Below are 21,481 nucleotides of genomic sequence, written 5' to 3'. Positions count from 1 at the left end.
CTTTCGATAAAAACGGGTGAAGCGAGCTTAACTTTCTTAATGGTTCAAAAAAACAACCTGTTTTATATTCATAACTTGATATTAACTAATAAAATGCTACATTTGGGTGTAAATTATTGACTATGTTTCAATCAAAAAAAGACACCGTATATGTCGTTCTTGCTGGAATTTTCATAACAAATGCCATAGTTGCAGAACTAATAGGCGGAAAACTTATTCATGTAGGTTCAGCAGTAATGAGTATTGGTATTTTACCATGGCCTATTGTTTTTGTCACAACCGATTTAATCAACGAATATTTTGGCGAAAAAGGCGTTCGAAAATTATCATTGATAACCGCTAGTTTAATTGCTTATGCTTTTATAATTCTTTTCTTAGCCATGCAAATTCCTGCCGTTAAAGGTGCGAATTTAGTAACAGACGCACAGTTTAAAGGTGTTTTTGGGCAAAGCATGTGGATTATTGTGGGCAGTATTACAGCTTTTATGGTGTCGCAATTAATTGATGTTACCATTTTTCACTTTGTAAAAAATAAAACTGGAAATAAAATGATTTGGTTGCGAAGTACTGGCTCTACTGTAATCTCACAACTATTTGATAGTTTTATCGTTTTAGGAATTGCTTTTTGGATGACTGGAAAAATGACAACCGAGGTTTTTGTAATTTCTGCTTTTACAGGCTATTTTGTTAAATTGATAATTGCTATTTTACTAACTCCCCTAATTTATCTAGGACATTCATTAATTGAAAAATACATACATTCTAAATAAATGGAAGAAAAAATTAGATGTAAGTGGTGTTTATCAAGTGATTTGTATAAAAAATACCACGACGAAGAATGGGGAGTCCCAGTGTATGATGATCAAAAGCTATTTGAATTTTTGATTCTTGAAACCTTTCAGGCGGGTTTGAGTTGGATTACCATTTTAAATAAAAGAGAAAATTTCAGAAAAGCTTTTGATTTTTTTGACTATAAAAAAGTAGCTGATTATAAGGAAGATAAAATTCAGGAATTATTGATTGATGCAGGAATTATAAGAAACCAATTAAAAATTCGGGCTGCTGTTTCAAACGCTATCGCTTTTATGAAGGTTCAAGAAGAATTTGGAAGTTTTTCAAAGTATATTTGGGGCTTTGTTGACGGTAAGCCAATACTAAATAATCTTAGAAATCTTTCTCAGATTCAAGCTACAACTCCACTTTCTGATACTATTAGTAAAGATTTGAAAAAAAGAGGATTCAAATTTGTGGGTTCAACTGTAGTCTATGCACACATGCAAGCAACTGGAATGGTAAACGACCACGTGGAAGATTGTTGGAAAAGAACTATAGTCGTTGATTAAGTTTTCTTTTATCTGATTTCAAAATTAGCATAAAAGTTTCTCTTGAAATTTCGAATGCTCCCAACTTTTCAAGGTGATCGTTGTGCAACTGACAATCTAATAGCAAATAATCTTTTTCCTTTAAATACTCTATAAGTTTAACAAACGCAACTTTACTCGCATTAGAAACCTTTGAAAACATACTTTCACCACAAAAAACATGACCTAAATTTACACCATATAAACCTCCAACTAATTCTTGATTTTGCCACACCTCAAAAGAAATTGCTTTTCCTTGTTGGTGCAAGCTCGTATACGATTGAATAATATCATTGGTAATCCAAGTTCCTTCTTGACCTTTTCGCTCAATTTGCTGACAGTTGTGTATTACGGCTTCGAAATCTTGATTTATAGTAACTTCAAAAACGTTCCTGTTGATTATATTTCTCAGACTTTTAGAAACTTTATACGAATGAGGATAAACTACCATTCTATGAGGTGGAGACCACCACAATATAGGTTCATCATCTGAAAACCATGGAAAAATTCCATTTTTATATGCCAACAACAATCGCTCTGTAGATAAATCTCCACCAACTGCTAAAATCCCCTCATATGAAGCTTCGTCTACAGGAGGAAAATATAATTCTTTAGTTAAATAATACAATTTATACGATTTTATTTACTCCATTCAAATTTAAACTATTGCAGTGTGGATTAAAAACTTTATTTTAATGAATTTTGTATCTTTAATCTTCATCTTATAATCTATTGTATGAAGATAAAACTATCAATACTCTTATTTTTATTACTTCTTTTTCAAAGTCAGGCACAAATTATTGATACTACTTCGGCCGTTACAACTCAAAACAAATTATCTTACAAACAATTTATAGCTCCTTCTGTACTTATTGGTTGTGGTTTTTTGTTAAAAGAATCCATGTTAAATAAAAGAACACAGAATACCATTCAAAATTTATTTGGTGAGGATTTCAATACAAAAATTGATAATTTACTACCATCTATTCCAATAGTCCAAATTTATGGAGGAAGATTTTTTGGCTATACATCCAAATCCGACTGGCAACAGCAAACTGTAAACATTCTTATTTCAAATACAATAACATACGGAATAGTAACATCCATGAAACATTCATTTAAAGAAATTAGACCTGATGCCTCAGATCAATATAGCTTTCCTTCAGGCCATACTGCTCTTGCCTTTACAAATGCATCTTTATTGTATTATGAATACAAAGACACTAACATTTGGTATGCAAGTAGTGGCTTTCTGTTTGCTACAGCAACTGGTATTTTAAGAATTGCAAATAACAAACACTATACTTCTGATGTTCTCACTGGTTCAGGAATAGGTCTGGGTATTGGATTGATTGTTTCTTATTGGAGTCCTTTTAAATCCTTAACTTTTACAAAAAACAAAACCCACGCATTGCTTTATCCTCAAGTAGGAAAATACTACGGCATGGGCTTGGTAATTTTTAAATAAAGTTTTTAAAAACTTGTATTAAAACGGCAAATCGTCATGTTCCTCTTCAGTAAAACTAGAGGCTGTTTCAAATGCAGTTGAAGCAGGAACTGGAGGTAATTGAGATGGCGATGCTTCACTTTGAATTTTCTCAATTCTCCAACCTTGTATTGAATTGAAATATTTAGTTTCACCCTGAGGATTTGTCCATTCTCTACCTCTTAAATTTATAGATACTTTCACAGCATCTCCTGCGGTATAATTGTTTAACAAATCGCACTTGTCTTGAGTAAACTCAATCATGATGTGCTGTGGATATTGCTCCTCAGTAGTGACTACCAACTCTCTTTTCTTGAATGATGCACTTACTTGTTGCACGGGATTAATTACTTTTACTTTTCCTGAAACTTCCATACTTCTTTTTATTTTTAGCTAAAAGTACTTTACTGGATAAGTACTTCATTTTATTTTGATATTACTTCTCTTATTAATGTTTTTGTAAATCGCCATCAACACCTTGATGCCTTTCAAACTGAAATACAATTCTACAAATATACTAATTTCTTCTTCTAGCAACACTTCATATTTACTAATTTACCAAAATTATTAGCCCCTAAAATTAGTGATTCTTTTACTAGGTAAACATACTCTAATCTAATTATTCAATATTCAATGCTAAAAAGTAAAATACTGATTATCTGTTAGTTTTATTTATGTCTTCAAATTATTTATTTATCAACAATTTTTACAACTATAACGTTTTAGTTTATCATTTATTCGATGAACCGCAAAAATAATAGACGAACTTCAATAATTTTAAAAAATTATTATTAATTTCATAAAAAATTAAATTAAAACTTAACCTCAACCAAAACCAATTATGAAGTTAAAAAAAACACCTCAATTCCTCAAAAATTTACTCGCGATAGTAGTATTTTTTTGTTTGCTATTCTCACCTAAAACAAACGCACAATCGGCTGCTAATGTAAATGACATTATGCTACAAGCATTTGGCTGGGATGTTCACACTCAATCATCAATAATTGCAGAAGGTGGATTATATAATTATCTTAAAAACCGAGCCAGTGGTTATGCCGCTTCAGGTTTTAATGTTATTTGGTTACCTCCACCAAGTAAATCAACTGGTGGTGTTGGATACATTCCAACAGAATTATTCAATTTTTCTCAAACTGTTTATGGGTCTGAAACACAATTAAGAGCATTATTGACTGCTTTAAATACGAGCTCGCCAAGAATACACCCTATGGCGGATATTGTAGTAAATCACAGAGGAGGAACAACCAATTGGACCGATTTCACTAACCCAACGTGGGATTGCAAATCAATAACCAGCACAGACGAAGCTAATTTCGGAACAATAACTGGAGTTCGTCCATGTGGTACACCAGATACGGGAGAAGATTTTAATGGCGGTAGAGATTTAGACCACTCGAATATACAAGTTCAGAATGGAGTAAAAGAATATTTAACAAGATTGAAAGCATTAGGTTTTGACAGTTGGAGATGGGATGTTGCAAAAGGATTCTCAGCTGGGTATTTTGGAGATTATATTAATTCTTCATCACCATACGCCTCTGTGGGAGAATATTGGGATGGCAATTCGGCAACATTAAAATCATGGATCAACGGAACTGGTAATAGGTCAGCAGCATTTGATTTTGCTTTATACTACAATGCATTACAACCAGCAATTAATAGTGGTAACTATGCTGCACTAGCCGGAAATCCTGGTTTGGCAGGTCAATTTGGATATGCAGATAAAGCAGTAACATTCATTGACAATCATGACACCTTTGTAAAACCTGGAAGCTTTGTTACAAGTGATAATATCATGAAAGGATATGCTTACATCCTGACACATCCTGGCATACCATGTGTTTTCTTCCCTCATTACTATGGAGGTACTTACAAAAAAGATGGAGTTACAGTTGTTTATACAGCAAATAAAACCGCTATCGATCAACTAATGGCAATCCGAAAAAACAATGGTATTAATGCCTATAGCTCTGTAGCTGTTTCTAATACAACTGGTTTCTATTCTGCCACAATAGACAATAAAGTTGTTGTGAAAATTGGTCCTGGATTATGGAACCCTGGAACAGGATGGACTTTAAAAACATCTGGAACAGATTATGCTGTTTGGGAGAAAGCTGTTGTTGTTGACGTTCCAAGTTTAACAATAGCTCCAACAGGAGGAACTTTTGTTACTGGCACAACCGTTAATGTTACTTTAACCGCAAATAATGCTTCATCAACCATTTATTACACATTGGATGGAAGTACACCAACAACTACATCCGCTTCTGCCGTTGGAACAAAATCTTTAGCAATAACAAGCTCAACTACATTGAAAGCATTTGTGAGAAACACTTCAAATGTTAGTTCAGCTATTACTACTGAGGTATATACTTTTAGTACGCCACCCACTTTTACAGTTTATTTCAAAAAACCAGCTTCTTGGAGTTCATCTGTTAAAATTTACTATTGGTCTCCAACGGGAACTGTTCCTGCAGTAACTTACCCGGGTGTTGCTATGACTTTAGATTGTGGAGATTGGTATAAATATACATTCCCATCTACTGTTAGTGCTTCAAACTTATTATTTAATGATGGAACATTAAAAACTGTTGATTTAACCGCTACTGCTGGAATACGCTATTATGATAATGCCTGGTTAAGCAGCGAACCTGCAAACAGATGTCCTGTTATTGCTCCTGATTTGACCATCTCTCAAGCTGGAGGTAGTTTCACAACTGGAACTACTGTAAATGTAGTACTAACTGCTAATGTTAACACATCAACTATTTATTATACTTTAGATGGATCAACACCTACAACTAGCTCTGCTTCCGCAGTTGGGACAAAATCACTTTCGATTACAAGTACAACAACATTAAAAGCGTTTGTAAGAAATACTGCTGGAACAAACTCTGCAATAAAAACTGAGGTGTACTCATTCTCAACCCCAACAACTTTTACAGTTTATTTCAAAAAACCATCCAATTGGGGAACGGCAATCAAAATCTATTACTGGGGCGTTACAGGAACCGCTCCTGCTGTAACATGGCCTGGAGTAGCAATGACATTAGATTGTGGAAGTTGGTATAAGTACACATTCCCATCAACTGTTAGTGCATCGAATATAATTTTTAATGACGGAACACTACAAACAGCTGATTTAAGTTCAACTGCAGGTATTAAGTATTACGATAATGCATGGTTAACTGCAGAACCAGCTAACAGATGCCCATCGACAACTTCGATGACCGTATACTTTAAACCGCCAACAACTTGGACATCAGCACCTAAAATACATTATTGGAATGCAGTACCAACAGGTAGTGTTGCTAATACTACTTGGCCAGGAATGACTATGGTAGCAGATACTAATGGCTTTTATAAATATACTATAGTTGGTCCAACTTCAGTAAATATAGTTTTCAACAACGGAAGTAGTGGTACAGGAAATCAAACAGCAGATTTACTTAACAAAACTGACGGGTATTCCTACACATGGGGAGCAGCTGCACGTATGACCAATGATGACGGTTTGAGAACTAAATTAGTTGTCTATCCAAATCCAGTGAATGATATTCTTCAAATTAGTTCTGAATCTTCAGTTCATAATTACAAAATAATGAATATTCAAGGAGCTATTTTAAAAGAAGGCAAACCAGTTGAAAACTCAATTGACGTCAGCAATTTGAGTTCAGGACTTTATTTCTTGCAAATGAGATTTGAAAACGGCTCAGAACAAATTCAAAGAATCATAAAAAAATAAAACTAACGAAAACAATACTAAGGCTTAAGCATTTCTGTTTAAGCCTTTTTTATTTTATTCACAATCTAACTTCTAATATTTCGTTATATTTATGACCACAAAAATTTTATATGCAATTTTCTGACAGAAAAAACATTAGCCGTTGGGTTTTAATAACAGCATCTTTTGTTATTATTTCTTTAATACTTTGGAATACGTATACTTTTTTTCAAATTTTTAAGAATGAAGAACGAGTAAAAATGGAGCATTGGGCCGAAGCATTAAAAACTTTTAATAATGCTGGGATTGATGCAGACATTGAGTTACCACTTAAAATCATGCAAAATGCTACAATTCCGATTATACAAACTGAAAACGACAGCATCATCAATACCAAAAACATAGATGAAGAAATTTTAAAAAGCAAATCAAAATCGGCTGAATTACTCGCTAAACTCAAAAATCAAAATGACCCAGTAGTCATTGAATATGTACCGGGAAAATTTCAATATGTGTATTATGGAGATTCAGATTTATTGAACAAACTCAAATACTATCCTATTGCATTAGTATTAATCATTGTATTGTTTGGAGCTCTAGTTTATAATTTTTATAAAAGTACTAAGATGGCTACCCAAAACAAACTTTGGGCTGGAATGGCTAAAGAAACGGCACATCAAATAGGGACACCTTTATCTTCCTTAATTGGGTGGCTTGAAATTTTGAAAGCCGAAAATGTAGATGAAACTACCATCTCAGAAATTGAAAAAGATATTCTCCGACTTCAAATGATTACTGACCGTTTTTCAAAAATTGGCTCTGAACCTATTTTAGAATCACGAGATATTATAGAAGAAACTCAAAAATCCTATGATTATTTACAATCTCGATTCTCAAAACAAATTATATTTTCTTTTAAAGCTCCTAAAAAAACTATTCAAGTTTCACTAAACCCAACATTACACAGTTGGACAATTGAAAATCTTGTAAAAAACGCTATCGATGCCATGAAAGGTAAAGGGAAACTTGATGTTGAAATCAAGGAAGAAGGAAAATTCGTAACCATAAATGTTTCTGATACTGGTAATGGTATTCCAAAAAATCAATTCAAAAACATCTTCGAACCAGGATTTACTACCAAAAAAAGAGGTTGGGGATTGGGCCTCTCCTTAACAAAACGCATTGTTGAAGAATACCATAAAGGTAAAATAAAAGTCCTCCATTCAGAAATGAATAAAGGAACAACAATGCAGGTAAGTTTTAAGAAAAAAGAACTATCATAAATGCGATTGAATACTTTTTGCTAAAGCTTCAAATTCTTCTTTTTCTAATTTTACTTTGTTTTGAAACCGTATTTCATCCATTTCGTTAAGTGGAATCAGATGAACATGAGCGTGAGGAACTTCAAGTCCAATAACGGCCATGCCTATTCTTTTGCAAGGAACGGCTTTTTCTAGTGCAATAGCGACTTTCTTTGAGAATTGCATCAGTCCTATATACAGATTATCCTCAATATCAAAAATCTTATCAATCTCTCTTTTTGGAATACATAAAGTATGTCCTTTAGCGTTTGGATTCACATCCAAAAAAGCCAAGAAATTTTCATCTTCGGTAATTTTATAACATGGGATTTCACCATTTACAATTTTGGTAAAAATACTTGCCATAGGAATTAATCTCTAGAAATTTCTAATATTTCAAATTGCAACTTCCCATTTGGAACGGTTATCTCTGCAATATCTCCCACAGATTTTCCTAATAAACCTCTTCCTATAGGTGAAGTAACCGAGATTTTGCCCGATTTTAAATCCGCTTCACTTTCGGCAACAAGTGTATATTTTAGTTCCGCGCTATTGGCTTTATTCTTAATTTTTACATTAGATAATACCAAGACCTTGGAAACATCAAGATGTGTTTCGTCAATTAACCTCGCGTTAGAATGTATTTCTTCCAATTTGGCAATTCTCATTTCCAACATTCCTTGTGCTTCTTTTGCAGCATCATATTCCGCATTTTCAGACAAATCCCCTTTATCTCTTGCATCAGCTATATCTTGCGATGCCTTAGGACGCATTACATTTTTTAAATAATCTAATTCTTCTCTTAATTTTTTTAATCCTTCTGCTGTGTAATAAGATACTCCGCTCATAATTTCCTCGTTTATATAAATAGAAAAAATCCCATCGCGACGGGATTTAGTATTGCAAATATACTACTTTTTATCTTTTGGTCTATAATAATATGTTAATCCTACTAAAATCAAAGTTAAATAAATTAATTTTGTTTTAACAATTGTATCTTATTATTTGTATGAAAAACTTCTTTCTTCTCATTTTGGCAACTGCTTTGTTGCTAGGATGTGGTAACGATACTGTGAGGAATAACAATCCTTACATTCCTAGTTATGGTTTTTCATACGTTATTAATTTAAATCTAAATAGCGCATTAACAGCACCTATAAACCCTGTTTTTTTGACTGAACCCAGTGGCATTAGTATGATTGTAATGAAAATTTCGGATACGGATTATCGTGCTTGGAATGCGTATTGTCCCAATCATTCTATAAGTTCTTGTTCTAAATTAATTATTAAAGATGACAAAATAAATGCAAAATGCAGTTGTGAAAACTATGAATACAATTTACTCACTGGGATTGGTAATGCTCAATATACATTAATTCCTTATCGAGTTGAAGTTTTAGGAAATACCTCAATTCGAGTATACAATTAGAACAAAAAATCCTGATGTTTAACCATCAGGATTTTTATTTTCTCAATCAACTTCTAAAACTTTAAAGTTAATCCTGCTAGGAAATTAATTCCCGCTTGTGGATAATAATAAATGTAGCCTCCTCCATAGTCAGCCCCATTTGAAACGTACTTTCTATCAAGAAAATTATTTACAAGTCCAGTAAAAATAATTGATTCAAAAATGTTTTTTGGATGTAACTCATATGCAATATTAAAATCGTTAACGAAATAATCTGGAAGTTTTGATGCTTCAGAATCGACATTATTCATGTATTGCTCTCCAACATATTTCGAAAGCCATGATATTTGGATATTTTGAATAGGTTTAAATGTTAAAATATTTCCTCCAATAATAGATGGAGAGAAAGCTATATTAGTATTGCCTAAATTTTCCAAAGTAGCATCATTAACAAAATCAATATTTTTATTTTCACTCAAAGTAAAATTAGGACGTATATTCCATTTTTTAGACAACTGAAAAGACAAATCTACTTCTAGCCCAAGTCTATAACTTTCGCCAACATTGGTTCGGATTGGGTCACCTACATCATTTAATGCGCCTGTCAGAACAAGTTGGTCACGATATTTCATGTAATACCCATTAATGTTTAATCTTGTTTTTTCTGTTGAATACCGCCACCCTAATTCAAAATCATTCAGCTTTTCTGGTTTGACATTTCCACCTTCATAATCGGTTCTATTGGGTTCACGATTGGCTTTTGCGTAAGAAAAATACAATTTATTTTTATCGTTAATTTCATAATTTAATCCCGCTTTTGGATTAAAAAAATTAAAATTGTCATTTACTAGACCAGTATCATAACTGTCTGCTTTGTAATAAACATTTCTTAATTGTACATCTCCAAAGAAACTGATTTTTTTTGTTAGCTGATAATTTGCTTTTGCGAAAACATTCCCATCCGTTTTTGATGCGTAATCTTCATAATAACGATCTCCAAGTTCACTTTGAGATGCATATCTAGCCCAGATAACTTTCCCAAAATGATCTCCTTCGTATTTATTATAGCCACCACCAATGATAAAATCCAGCCTTTCTGTTTTATAATTTACCGAAAAAGTAGTTCCATAAAAATTATTATCAAGCCATTTTTGACGAATTAAGTCAGTCGCTGCTATACCTGAAACTGGAAGAAGCCCATAATCAGCAAAATCTGCATCTTCTTTATAATTTTCATAATATCCATTTCCCTTAGTGTAATGAAAAGCAAGGTTTGTATTCCATTTTTCAGACACTTTTTCATTCCAATGTAGTTGATAGTGGTCCTGCTGATAATTATCTGTCTCATTATCATAAAACCGAATTTGTCCTGAATCATCTACATAATATCCCGAGGGATTATAAGTTCTGTCCTTTTGTAAAGTTTCATAATCAATTCCATTCCAGGATTGATAGGTCTTTTCTTTCCCTCCGAAAACCAAGGCTTTAATTAAAGTCGTTTTGCCGACATAAGTTCCTTGTAGAAAATAAGATTTTAAATCCGAGGAAGCTCTGTCAATATAACCGTCAGAACTTAAATTTGATAATCTTCCTGCCAATTCGAAGTGGTCGTTCATTAATCCTGTGCTGAATTTTACAGTATGTTTTCGAGTATTGAAACTGCCATAAGAATTGGAAATTTCACCATTGCCTTTTAGGGCATAATTGTCGGTTAACATATTCAAACTTGCCCCAAAAGCTCCCGCTCCATTGGTTGAAGTTCCAACACCTCTTTGTAGCTGTAAACTCTCCACTGAAGAAGCAAAATCAGGCATATTCACCCAAAATGTTCCTTGACTTTCTGAATCGTTGTATGGAATTCCGTTAATGGTAACATTCACTCTTGTAGCGTCACTACCACGAACACGAATTCCAGAATAACCCACTCCATTTCCTGCATCAGAAGTAGTTACTACCGACGGCATAAAATTCATTAAAGTTGGTATATCCTGACCTAGATTTCGGCTAGCAATCTCTTTTTTGTTCAAATTACTAAAACTTACTGGTGTTTTTGAAGTTACTCTTAGAGCCGATACTAAGACTTCGTCTAATGCATTAACCTTTGTAGAATCCTTCTTAACCTCTTGAGAATAAGAAACAGAAGCGATAAGAAAAAATGAAACAGGCACAATGACCTTTTTGTAAAATAAAGTGCTCATCCGTAAATCGTTTTTTACGAATAAAAGGGGGAATTATTCTTTTGTTAAATTAATAAATGATTGTTTCCTATGACAAATAAATAGTGTGCACGCTAATAATTTATCATTTTTTCCCTTGGCAGCATTACCCGCCCAGGTTCTTTGGGTATAATCTCAGCTCGTTATTTAGAGCACCCCTTTGAGACGAGACAAAGTAAGTAAATAGTAATGACAATTGCAATGTAAAAACTCAAAATTCTGTTTTTTGTTATTCAATTTTCATTGCTATTGATTTTGATATAGCTATTTATACTTCAGGTTTCCTTCTTGTTTTCTTGATTTCGGAAGCATTCTTTTTATCCTTAATTCGTTTTCTAATTGCCGATTTAGGAATTTTAGTTGGCTTTCTAACTTTTGATGGCTTTAGATTTTCATCAATTATTCTCAAAAACCGTTTTGTTACTATTTCCTTGTTTTTTAGTTGGCTTCTATCTTCATCACAGTTTAAAATTAAAACCGAATCTAGGGTTAATCTTGAAGCCAATTTTGACTTTAAAATTATAATTTCTTCTTCAGACAAAGACTTAGAATTATTTATATCAAAACTTAAAACGACTTTTGAAGAAACCTTATTTACATTTTGTCCTCCAGCACCTGAACTACGAACAGCTTTAAACGTTAATTCTGAAATAATTTTTTCTTTTTCCAAAATTAATGGGGTTGATGGGCTTGTTTTAGTAAATCATTTACCGTTTTAACTGGATTGAATGTGGATATGGGTACCTCAACAAAAAGCGTTATCCATTTTGCCATAGCACCGTTCCAAAGACCCGGTAATTCATAAGCTTTTAAATCTCTACCGTTTTTGTTTTTTTCTACAATAAATCCTGTTTCATGATCAATAAATTGATTCAAATCGAATTTATTACCTTTAAAATCTTTTATACCACACACTAAATCAACAGGATTAAAATGAGTAGCGCTTTCGAGTATTCGTTTTTGACTGAGATTTTGCAAATCGATTTGTGATGTTTCTATAATTTGCAAGGATATAGTGCCTTTGGCGTCACGAACCCAAAAAGGACCTCCTCCTGCTTCGCCTTCATTCTTAACCATTCCACAAACTCTTATGGGTCTATTTAAAATTTCTTTAATGTAATTGATTTTATTTTCGAGAGTGTATTTCTGAAAATCTTCAATAATTGAGATACTCAACTTGGTTTTAATGAATGTAATAATTGATTCAATGTCTTCTTGTTGAACGGAGTCGTTTTCTATTTGATTTAAAATCTGAAAAATTTGCTCCTGTAATTCGATAAGAATTCCTGCAAGAGCTTTTTTGTATAACGCAATTTTTTCTATTTGATTCTGAATGACATTATCAATATTTTTAATAAAAATAATATCTGCATCTAGATGATTCAAATTGTCAATCAACGCGCCATGACCTGCTGGTCTGAATACTAATTTTCCCGAATCATTTCTGAAAGGAATGTTATCGAAATCAACAGCTATGGTATCTGTTGCTGGGTTTTGTATCGAAAATTTAATACTTATGGCTATTTTAGATAATTTTTCAATCTTAGGTTTTACTTCATCAATTATTTTTTCAAACTGCGACTGGTGTATCTCTGAAATCGTAAAATGCACATTTGAAATTCCGTTTGAATTGGCATAGTAAACTGCCTCATTCAAATGTTCCTCTATTGGAGTGGCAATATGGGTAGTATATCTATGAAATGGCAAGATGCCTTTTGGTTTGTTAGAATAATTAAAATATTCCGGTTCTAAGAGTAATTTAATGAAATAATAATTTTTTTTGTCGCTTTCCCAACTATTGAAATCAGAGTAAAGTTCTTTTAATTTCTTGTCTATAGATGCAAAAAAGGGAAACTTCTCCATACCTGCTAGAAAAACGGTCAGGCTGGTTGCATTTTTTCTGTTTATGTAAGCATTTATAGTCTCATTTTCTAAGTCAAATTCATTTAAAAACTCACTTAAAAATTTAAACATTCTGCTTGCGGCACCTGAAGCAGGAACAAATTTTTTGAGTGATAAGGTATTTCTTCGTTGCTCAAAATAATTTGAAAATTGTTGAAAATCTTCTTCAGATGACAACTTTACTATTCCATCATTTTTTGTAGCTGGTCGCACTAAAACCGCCTTTGAAATTCCTTGACGGAATAAATTCAAATGATTACTGATAGTCTCTAATGGAATTCCTTTTTCATGAATTTGAACAAAATCATGAGGAGAAAACCCCATTCCTTTTGCCTTTTCTAAATTTTCAATAATTATTTTGGCTTTCTCAAATCTAGTTTCAGCATTTCCGGAAAGCACAACAAATGGTTTTTTGTTGTGTACCAATGATTCTTTAAAAATATTGAATTGAGCTTCTCGTTTGTTAGGTTGATCTCGCAAACCATCGTCTTCCCACGGAACGTCTATATCTGTTAAAAAGAATAAATCATATTTATGCTTTCTTGCAGCTTTATCAAGAATTGGATCGCAAAAATTATAATTGATTTCAGAGAAAACTTTTGTTACCAATAAACAGGTATCGCAAAAAAGATACCTATTTGCCGTGAGCAACTTGTCGTTTTCTAATTTAGTCTGTCCTATAGCAATTGGCAATAGATCTTCAGGCTGGCAAATTTGCCCAACTTCATCTAGCTTTTTTTGCAAATACTCTCTAGCATATTCTGGTGCCCAAACTGTGTCAAAATAGTCCGCTAACTGTTTTGCCAAAGTTGTTTTCCCTGTGCTTTCTGGGCCAAAAATGGCTATTTTTACTATTGCTGAGTGCTGTTGTTTAAGATTTTCCTCCATTCTAAATAAGCTGAAATAGCTAAAATTGTAAAAATTAAATATTGTAATGACAACATTCCAAGACCTCTATATGCATACAAGGGAACAACAATAATGTCTCCAAGAATCCATAAAGTCCAATTTTCTATTTTTTTATTGGCCATATACCACATTGCTGTGAAGAATATTCCCGACGCAAAAATATCAACATAATTATCTTCTTTTATATCATAATGGAAGAAATTATATATTGCGAAAACTACAAAAATTGTAACAAAAAACATCATAATTCCCATTATTTTTTCAAAAATAGTAGTCCTTGTTATGGATACACTACTATCTGAAATTTTTTTTCTTGACCAATTGTACCAACCATAAATACTCATAATAGAAAAATAACCATTAAGTATCATATCGCCTAAATAGCTTGAAATGTAGAGTAAATAGGTCGTGATAATTGTAGCTATCAAACCCGTTGGATACACCCAAATATTTTCTTTTTTAGCGAACCAAACTGATAAAATACCCAAAATAAAAGCTAAAAGCTCTCCTATTATTTGAATAGTAGAAACATTCTTATAACTATTTAGAAAAAAATCTATCATGATTGTGAGTCAAAAAAATTCAAATTATTTTCAAAAGCTGTCCCAATCACCACCATATCAGCACCAGAATCAAAAGCCTTTTGAATTGTAGCTTGATTAGAAATTCCACCACCAACGATTAATGGTATTTGAATATTTTTAGACACTTTTTCAATAATTTCTGACGCAATAGGATTGAGCGCTCCGCTTCCTGCTTCTAAATATATCATTTTATTACCAAGTAGTTCTCCAGCCTGAGCAGTTTGAACAATGTAATCGCTGTTTTTAGCATCTAATGGTTTGGTTTGACTTACTTTGGCAACAGCGGTCTCATTTCCGCCATCGATAAGCATATAGCCCGTTGATATAATCTCTAGATTTGTTTTCTTAAGCAATGGCACAGCGTTTACTTGATGTTCTATCAAATAATCAGGATTTCTTCCTGAAATTAAAGATAAAAATAAAATTCCATCTGCTAAACCTGATATTTGAGAAGGATTACCCGGAAAAAGCAGTATCGGTAAACTACAATTTTGCTTAATTTTCAATATCAAATCGTCTATTCTATCATTCAAAACCAAACTTCCTCCAACAAAAATATGTGTCGCTGGGGATTGATTAATTTTATCCATTAAATCATTTATCTTGTCCCAAACTATTTTATCTGGATCAAGAAGAATTGCCAGTAGTTTTTTACTTTGTAGTTTATATTGAAGTATTTCTTGATAAATTGACATGGAAAAATTGAAAGATTAAAAAATTGAAAGATTTTAATCCTTAGCTAATCCTTCAAAGGCACAAACATAGATATAATCTTCAATGGTATCGAAAAGAATAGTAAAAACTTCTTCTTTATTATTAAACTTTAAAATTGCTGTGGTTTTTTTATCCTCTAACAAAAAATCTTCTTCAAAAATATGGTTGGGAAAACTGATGCCTTGCTCATTTTTTATCTTAAAAATACTTTCCTTAATTCCCCAAATTACAGTAGCTTTTTTAATCTTTTCTTCATCTGATAGATTTTCCAAATGTGAAACATCCATAAATCGAGGTGCAATTCTTAAAGTTTTATCTTTTATTAATTCTAAATCTAAACCTACTTTTTCTTGACTAATAACAATGGCCGAAAAATCATTAGAGTGAGAAATTGAAATTTCAATATCTTTAATAAAACATCCTTGTGGCTTTACATGAGGTTTTCCAAAGGCATCATAATACAAGTCAAAATCATCATATTCATTGTGTTGCAATAACATTCTAACAGCCAAAAAACCCTTTTGATGACTCTCGGATTTCATTGATTCTAAACGTGCAATAGAAGAATTTTTCAATCTAACTTGACTTCTAAGCTCACTTACGTCTTCTGTAATCTTCCACAGATAGAGTTTCGCCGTTTTTGACAATAATACAACTTTATATAATGGCATTTAGTATTTTGCTGTTTTTCAAAAGATTAAACGTTTAAACATTTCACAAATTTTAAAATAAATTATTAAATTCAAAACCTATGTTGTAATTTTGCACCCACATTTTAAAAACAAATATACATAATAGATGAGTACACAAACGTTACCTTATGTAGCTTTTAAAGTGAAAGATATTTCACTTGCAGCTTGGGGAAGAAAAGAAATTGAATTAGCAGAAGCTGAAATGCCTGGATTAATGGCTTTGAGAGCGGAATATAAAGAAACACAACCTTTAAAAGGCGCTCGTATCGCGGGATGTCTTCACATGACCATCCAAACTGCCGTTTTAATTGAAACTTTAATTGCTCTAGGTGCCGAAGTGACTTGGTCATCTTGCAACATTTTCTCTACTCAAGATCAAGCTGCTGCTGCAATTGCTGCTGCTGGAATTCAAGTGTATGCTTGGAAAGGTTTGAACGAAGAAGATTTTGACTGGTGTATTGAACAAACCTTGTTCTTTGGTGAAGACAGAAAACCATTGAATATGATTTTGGATGATGGTGGTGATTTGACTAACATGGTTTTTGACCGTTACCCAGAATTAATTCCAGGAATCAAAGGTTTATCTGAAGAAACTACTACAGGAGTTCACCGTTTGTACGAAAGAGTAAAAGCAGGAACATTGCCAATGCCAGCCATCAATGTAAATGATTCGGTTACTAAATCGAAATTTGATAATAAATACGGTTGTAAAGAATCAGCTGTTGATGCTATTCGTCGTGCAACTGATGTTATGTTGGCAGGAAAAAGAGTAGTTGTTTGTGGATATGGCGATGTTGGAAAAGGAACTGCAGCTTCATTCAGAGGTGCTGGTTCTATTGTAACAGTAACTGAAATCGATCCAATTTGTGCCTTACAAGCGGCTATGGACGGTTTTGAAGTGAAAAGACTTGACACGGTTGTTGCTAATGCTGATATCATCATTACAACTACTGGAAACAAAGACATCGTATTAGGTTCTCACTTCGAGAAAATGAAAGACAAAACTATCGTTTGTAACATTGGTCATTTCGATAACGAAATTGATATGGCTTGGTTGAACAAAAACTTTGGTCATACCAAAAATGAAGTAAAACCACAAGTTGACATTTATAATGTAAACGGAAAAGACATCATCATTTTAGCTGAAGGTCGTTTGGTTAACTTAGGTTGCGCCACAGGTCACCCAAGTTTTGTAATGAGTAATTCGTTTACTAACCAAACCTTAGCTCAAATTGAGTTGTGGAATAACAGTGCTGCATATAAAAATGATGTTTATATGTTACCTAAACATTTAGATGAAAAAGTGGCTGCTTTACACTTGGCAAAACTAGGTGTGGAATTAGAAACCTTACGTCCAGACCAAGCTGAATACATTGGTGTAGAAGTTCAAGGTCCATTTAAACCTGAGTATTACAGATATTAATCTTCCTATTTGTCCTTTGACAAAGGAAGAATTGCTTCGTGTTTTAGGAACCCTCACATCGCTGTGAGGGTTTTTTTATAACTTTGAAAAGCAAAAAAAGCAACCTACAAAATGCATAATTCAAAACATTGGGACATTCTTCTCTCTAATGCAGTTAATAAACAAATCTTTATTGACTCAATACTTTCAGGAAAAATGAAAGGGGAACTTAGTTATCTAAATAATTTAAAAGGAATTCTCTTTTCTGATAGTAGCATAACTGAATACATAGAAAGAGAATACAAATATGATTTAACAGAAAAAATAACCGAATCTGATAGAAAATTAAAAACTTTTTCATCTGGTGAGCGTAAAAAAATATTTTTAAACTATTGTTTAGCACAAAAACCTGATTATTTAATTATTGACAATCCGCTAGACCATTTGGACCAAGTATCGAGAGAAAAACTAAAAAAAGATATTGAAAAAATATCTAAATCCGCAACTATCATCCAGCTTGTAAATCGCTCAACTGACCTTCTCCCTTTTATTACAAACAAAGCACATGTTAAAGATAATTCCTTTAGATTCTACAGAATAAATTCAAAGAATACAAAAAAGAAAATTCTTGAATATTCATCGATTCCTTCAGCCCTTACCACTACTACTCCATCAGATGTAGAATTAATAAAAATGGATAAAGTATCTGTAAGTTATGAAGAAAAGATTATATTAAATTCTATTTCATGGAATATTAAAAAAGGAGAGTTTTGGCAGCTTGTCGGACCTAATGGCTCTGGAAAAAGTACTTTACTAGCAATGATTTCTGGAGATAATCCAAAAGGATACGGTCAAAATTTGTTTCTTTTTGGAAAGAAAAAAGGCAGTGGTGAAAGTATCTGGGAAATTAAAAAGAAAATTGGGGTTTATTCCACAGCGATGACGGATTTGTTTCAAAAACGAGAGACTGTAGAAAACATGATTCTTTCAGGCTATTTTGACTCTATTGGTTTATATACTGAACCAACTTCTCTGCAAAAAAAAATCGTAGAAAAGTGGCTTGAATTTATTAACATGAGCGAATTAAAAAACAACTATTTCAATCAAATTTCCATTGGTCAGCAAAGAATTGTTTTAATAATTAGAGCTATAATAAAACACCCAATAATAGCAATTCTTGACGAACCTTTTGAAGGATTAGATGATGAAAATGCAAACTTGGTTGGTCAACTTATTACTATATTAGCCAAAGAGACTAACATAACTATTATATGTGTATCCCATCGTGTTGAAAAAGTTTTAAATCCTAATTTAGTATATGAACTAATTCCAACAGACAAAGGATCAATTGGTAGAATACGAAAAATCAACTAACTATTTGTCATCAAAATTGTTACTCAACAAAAAAACCCATTCGTTTGTACGAATGGGTTTTGTAATACTATAAAATCGCAGTAATTATGCTTCGAATGGAAGTATAGAAACGTATGATTTATTATCTCTTTTCTTTTGGAACTGAACCACTCCATCCACTTTTGCATGTAAAGTATGATCTTTACTGATGTAAACGTTTTCTCCTGGATTATGTTTAGAACCTCTTTGTCTTACAATGATATTACCAGCTATAGCAGCTTGTCCACCAAAAATCTTAACACCTAAACGTTTTGATTCTGATTCTCTACCATTCTTAGAACTACCGACACCTTTCTTGTGAGCCATGATGTATTCGTTTTATATTGTTATTATTCTTGTGTATCTTCTTTTTTAGCTTTTGGAGCTTTTTTTACTTTTGGAGCTTCCGCTTCTTCTTCTGCAACTGCTTCAACTACCGCTTTTTTTGGAGCTGCTTTTTTTGCACCTGTTGCTGAAATACCTTCAATTACAATTTGAGTAAGATATTGGCGGTGACCATTTCTCTTTTTGAATCCTTTTCTTCTTTTCTTTTTGAAAACGATTACTTTATCTCCTTTTAAGTGTTGTAACACTTTGGCTTCTACTGAAGCACCTTCTATAGCTGGGGCGCCTAAAGTTACATTTCCATTATCATCTAATAAAAGAACTTTATCAAAAGAAACTTTTGAACCTTCTTCATTAGCTAAACGGTGAACATAAACCTTTAAGTCTTTGCTTACTTTGAACTGTTGCCCTGCTATCTCTACGATTGCATACATAACAAATTGTTTTTATTAATTTTAAGGTTGCAAATATACGATTTAAAATCATACTCACAACAGTTAAATAAAAATTGTTTTAATTCAACAATTATCCCAAATAAATTGACCTTCAGCCTATTTAGAATTGTAAAAAACAAATAAACGTATACTACTCCATTAAATTTTAAATTCTAATGACGGTTAGTTGTAAAAAAAAGTACATTTGGTGTAACAAAATATGTGATTAAAATACTAATCGACTTAGAACAAAAATTATTAACCTTATGAAAAATTCATTAATGGCTTTAAGTGCTGCACTTATGCTTGGAGGAAGTGTTTCTGCTCAAAAAGTTACTTTTGAGGAATATACTTTAGACAATGGTTTACATGTTATTTTGCACAATGACTCCTCTGCTCCAACAATAATCACCTCAGTTATGTACCATGTAGGTGCTAAAGACGAGCAACCCGACAGAACTGGATTTGCTCACTTTTTTGAACATTTATTATTTGAAGGCACCGAAAACATCAAACGAGGAGAATGGATGAACATTGTTTCTTCTAACGGAGGATACAACAATGCAAACACTACCGAAGACAGAACCTACTATTTTGAGGTATTCCCATCTAATAATTTAGAATTGGGTTTATGGATGGAAGCAGAGCGAATGCTACATCCTGTAATCAATCAAATTGGTGTTGATACTCAAAATGAAGTGGTTAAAGAAGAAAAAAGACTGAGCTATGATAACAAACCTTACGGAGAATTAATTCCTGTTGTAAAAAAGAACATTTTTAAAAACCACCCTTATCGTTGGACTACTATTGGGTCTATGGAGCATTTAGATGCTGCAAAGCTGGAAGAATTTCAGGCATTCAATAAAAAGTTCTACATTCCAAACAATGCAGTTCTTGTTGTAGCTGGAGATTTCAATACCGATCAAGCCAAAGTTTGGATACAAAAATATTTTGGTGCAATTAAAAAAGGCCCAGCCATCCAAAGACCTTCCTTTACCGAAGAACCAATAACGCAAACTATTAACGCTGTTTATGAAGATCCAAACATCCAAATTCCATTGATAGTTACAGCCTATAGAACCCCTTCGATGAAAACCAGAGACGCTAGAGTTTTGGATATGATTTCGACGATTTTAAGTGATGGCAAGAGTTCAAGATTGTACAAAAAAATTGTTGACGACAAAAAAATGGCACTTCAAATTGGCGCTTTTAGTTACAATCAAGAAGATTATGGAACCTATATAGTTTATGGATTGCCACAAACTCCTCATACTACAGATGATATTTTGAAAGAAATAGATGAAGAAATTTTGAAATTACAAACAGAACTCATTTCAGAAAAAGAATTACAAAAATTGGAAAACAAGTTTGAAAATCAATTTGTAAATAGCAATTCAACCGTTGAAGGTGTCGCAGACAATCTTGCTACCTATTACTTATTGTATGGAGACGTTAATCTGATAAATACAGAAATTGAAATCTATCGCTCCATCACTCGCGAAGAAATAAGAGAAGTGGCCAAGAAATATTTAAGCCCTAATCAACGATTGTTATTAAATTATATCCCATCAAAAGACAAGACTCAAAATTAAA

The 21,481-nt window shown here is 32.7% G+C and carries 21 protein-coding genes; 9 read left to right on the top strand and 12 right to left on the bottom strand.

Features of this window, described 5'->3' with window-relative positions:
• Positions 1-122: 122 nt before the first annotated feature.
• Positions 123-770 carry a queuosine precursor transporter gene (locus tag AC23L6_RS01485; protein ID WP_487560527.1) on the top strand — a complete coding sequence of 216 codons (648 nt, stop codon included), beginning with the start codon at positions 123-125 and terminating at the stop codon, positions 768-770.
• The gene (locus AC23L6_RS01480; RefSeq protein ID WP_487560526.1) at positions 771-1,343 is read left to right on the top strand and encodes a DNA-3-methyladenine glycosylase I; all 573 of its coding nucleotides are present in this window, start codon (positions 771-773) and stop codon (positions 1,341-1,343) included.
• Here AC23L6_RS01480 and aat read toward each other — a convergent pair.
• Positions 1,327-1,989, bottom strand: coding sequence for a leucyl/phenylalanyl-tRNA--protein transferase (gene aat / locus AC23L6_RS01475; protein ID WP_487560525.1), 663 nt, complete (start codon positions 1,987-1,989; stop codon positions 1,327-1,329). The two genes, AC23L6_RS01480 and aat, sit on opposite strands and share 17 nt — an antisense overlap.
• 108 nt (positions 1,990-2,097) lie before the next feature.
• Between aat and AC23L6_RS01470 the strand changes: the two genes are divergently transcribed.
• Complete coding sequence (locus tag AC23L6_RS01470) at positions 2,098-2,829, top strand: phosphatase PAP2 family protein (protein WP_487560524.1); 732 nt, start codon at positions 2,098-2,100, stop codon at positions 2,827-2,829.
• A gap of 18 nt (positions 2,830-2,847) precedes the next feature.
• Here AC23L6_RS01470 and AC23L6_RS01465 read toward each other — a convergent pair whose 3' ends face one another.
• Complete coding sequence (locus AC23L6_RS01465) at positions 2,848-3,222, bottom strand: DUF3127 domain-containing protein (protein WP_487560523.1); 375 nt, start codon at positions 3,220-3,222, stop codon at positions 2,848-2,850.
• Positions 3,223-3,688: 466 nt separating this feature from the next.
• Here AC23L6_RS01465 and AC23L6_RS01460 point away from each other — a divergent pair, with 466 nt between their 5' ends.
• Positions 3,689-6,610: a starch-binding protein gene (locus tag AC23L6_RS01460; RefSeq protein ID WP_487560522.1), complete on the top strand. Its 2,922-nt coding sequence runs from the start codon at positions 3,689-3,691 to the stop codon at positions 6,608-6,610.
• A 110-nt stretch (positions 6,611-6,720) separates the two neighbouring features.
• The gene (locus AC23L6_RS01455; RefSeq protein ID WP_487560521.1) at positions 6,721-7,872 is read left to right on the top strand and encodes a sensor histidine kinase; all 1,152 of its coding nucleotides are present in this window, start codon (positions 6,721-6,723) and stop codon (positions 7,870-7,872) included.
• Here AC23L6_RS01455 and AC23L6_RS01450 read toward each other — a convergent pair.
• On the bottom strand, positions 7,867-8,256 hold the full coding sequence (locus tag AC23L6_RS01450) for an HIT family protein (RefSeq protein ID WP_487560520.1): 390 nt from the start codon (positions 8,254-8,256) through the stop codon (positions 7,867-7,869). The two genes, AC23L6_RS01455 and AC23L6_RS01450, sit on opposite strands and share 6 nt — an antisense overlap.
• A gap of 5 nt (positions 8,257-8,261) precedes the next feature.
• Positions 8,262-8,738: a transcription elongation factor GreA gene (gene greA, locus AC23L6_RS01445; protein ID WP_487560519.1), complete on the bottom strand. Its 477-nt coding sequence runs from the start codon at positions 8,736-8,738 to the stop codon at positions 8,262-8,264.
• A gap of 161 nt (positions 8,739-8,899) precedes the next feature.
• On the opposite strand from greA, the gene AC23L6_RS01440 reads away from it, so the two are divergent.
• On the top strand, positions 8,900-9,319 hold the full coding sequence (locus AC23L6_RS01440) for a Rieske (2Fe-2S) protein (protein ID WP_487560518.1): 420 nt from the start codon (positions 8,900-8,902) through the stop codon (positions 9,317-9,319).
• A 53-nt stretch (positions 9,320-9,372) separates the two neighbouring features.
• Here the strand turns inward: AC23L6_RS01440 and AC23L6_RS01435 are convergent, their stop codons facing one another.
• The 6 genes from AC23L6_RS01435 to AC23L6_RS01410 all read right to left on the bottom strand — a co-directional run bounded on the left by AC23L6_RS01435 (position 9,373) and on the right by AC23L6_RS01410 (position 16,294).
• Positions 9,373-11,496 carry a TonB-dependent receptor gene (locus AC23L6_RS01435; RefSeq protein WP_487560517.1) on the bottom strand — a complete coding sequence of 708 codons (2,124 nt, stop codon included), beginning with the start codon at positions 11,494-11,496 and terminating at the stop codon, positions 9,373-9,375.
• 286 nt (positions 11,497-11,782) lie between these two features.
• Entirely contained in the window at positions 11,783-12,184 is a 402-nt protein-coding gene (gene arfB / locus AC23L6_RS01430) for an alternative ribosome rescue aminoacyl-tRNA hydrolase ArfB (RefSeq protein ID WP_487560516.1), read from the bottom strand.
• A gap of 2 nt (positions 12,185-12,186) precedes the next feature.
• Positions 12,187-14,304, bottom strand: a complete 2,118-nt coding sequence (locus AC23L6_RS01425) for a DUF4301 family protein (RefSeq protein ID WP_487560515.1) — start codon at positions 14,302-14,304, stop codon at positions 12,187-12,189.
• Positions 14,268-14,888, bottom strand: a complete 621-nt coding sequence (pnuC, locus tag AC23L6_RS01420; protein WP_487560514.1) for a nicotinamide riboside transporter PnuC — start codon at positions 14,886-14,888, stop codon at positions 14,268-14,270. The genes AC23L6_RS01425 and pnuC overlap by 37 nt, the downstream gene beginning before the upstream one ends.
• On the bottom strand, positions 14,885-15,604 hold the full coding sequence (locus tag AC23L6_RS01415) for a phosphoglycerol geranylgeranyltransferase (RefSeq protein ID WP_487560513.1): 720 nt from the start codon (positions 15,602-15,604) through the stop codon (positions 14,885-14,887). Before AC23L6_RS01415 ends, pnuC begins: the two co-directional genes overlap by 4 nt.
• Positions 15,605-15,637: 33 nt before the next feature.
• Positions 15,638-16,294 (bottom strand): 4'-phosphopantetheinyl transferase family protein, encoded by a 657-nt coding sequence (locus AC23L6_RS01410; protein ID WP_487560512.1) that lies wholly within the window; start codon positions 16,292-16,294, stop codon positions 15,638-15,640.
• Positions 16,295-16,421: 127 nt separating this feature from the next.
• On the opposite strand from AC23L6_RS01410, the gene ahcY reads away from it, so the two are divergent.
• Positions 16,422-17,738, top strand: coding sequence for an adenosylhomocysteinase (gene ahcY, locus AC23L6_RS01405; RefSeq protein WP_487560511.1), 1,317 nt, complete (start codon positions 16,422-16,424; stop codon positions 17,736-17,738).
• A gap of 111 nt (positions 17,739-17,849) precedes the next feature.
• A complete protein-coding gene (locus AC23L6_RS01400) occupies positions 17,850-19,091 on the top strand; it encodes an ABC transporter ATP-binding protein (RefSeq protein ID WP_487560510.1) in 1,242 nt (413 codons plus the stop codon).
• A gap of 84 nt (positions 19,092-19,175) precedes the next feature.
• Here the strand turns inward: AC23L6_RS01400 and rpmA are convergent, their stop codons facing one another.
• The gene (rpmA, locus tag AC23L6_RS01395) at positions 19,176-19,436 is read right to left on the bottom strand and encodes a 50S ribosomal protein L27 (RefSeq protein WP_487560509.1); all 261 of its coding nucleotides are present in this window, start codon (positions 19,434-19,436) and stop codon (positions 19,176-19,178) included.
• A 23-nt stretch (positions 19,437-19,459) separates the two neighbouring features.
• Positions 19,460-19,888, bottom strand: coding sequence for a 50S ribosomal protein L21 (rplU, locus tag AC23L6_RS01390; RefSeq protein WP_487560508.1), 429 nt, complete (start codon positions 19,886-19,888; stop codon positions 19,460-19,462).
• Positions 19,889-20,154: 266 nt separating this feature from the next.
• Here rplU and AC23L6_RS01385 point away from each other — a divergent pair, with 266 nt between their 5' ends.
• Complete coding sequence (locus tag AC23L6_RS01385) at positions 20,155-21,480, top strand: M16 family metallopeptidase (protein WP_487560507.1); 1,326 nt, start codon at positions 20,155-20,157, stop codon at positions 21,478-21,480.
• The last annotated feature ends 1 nt before the right edge of the window (position 21,481 follow it).

The sequence above is a fragment of the Flavobacterium sp. R1_16 genome (genome assembly GCF_057652095.1).
Note: the sequence above shows the minus strand (reverse complement) of the source record. Positions and strands in the feature narration are given on the sequence as shown.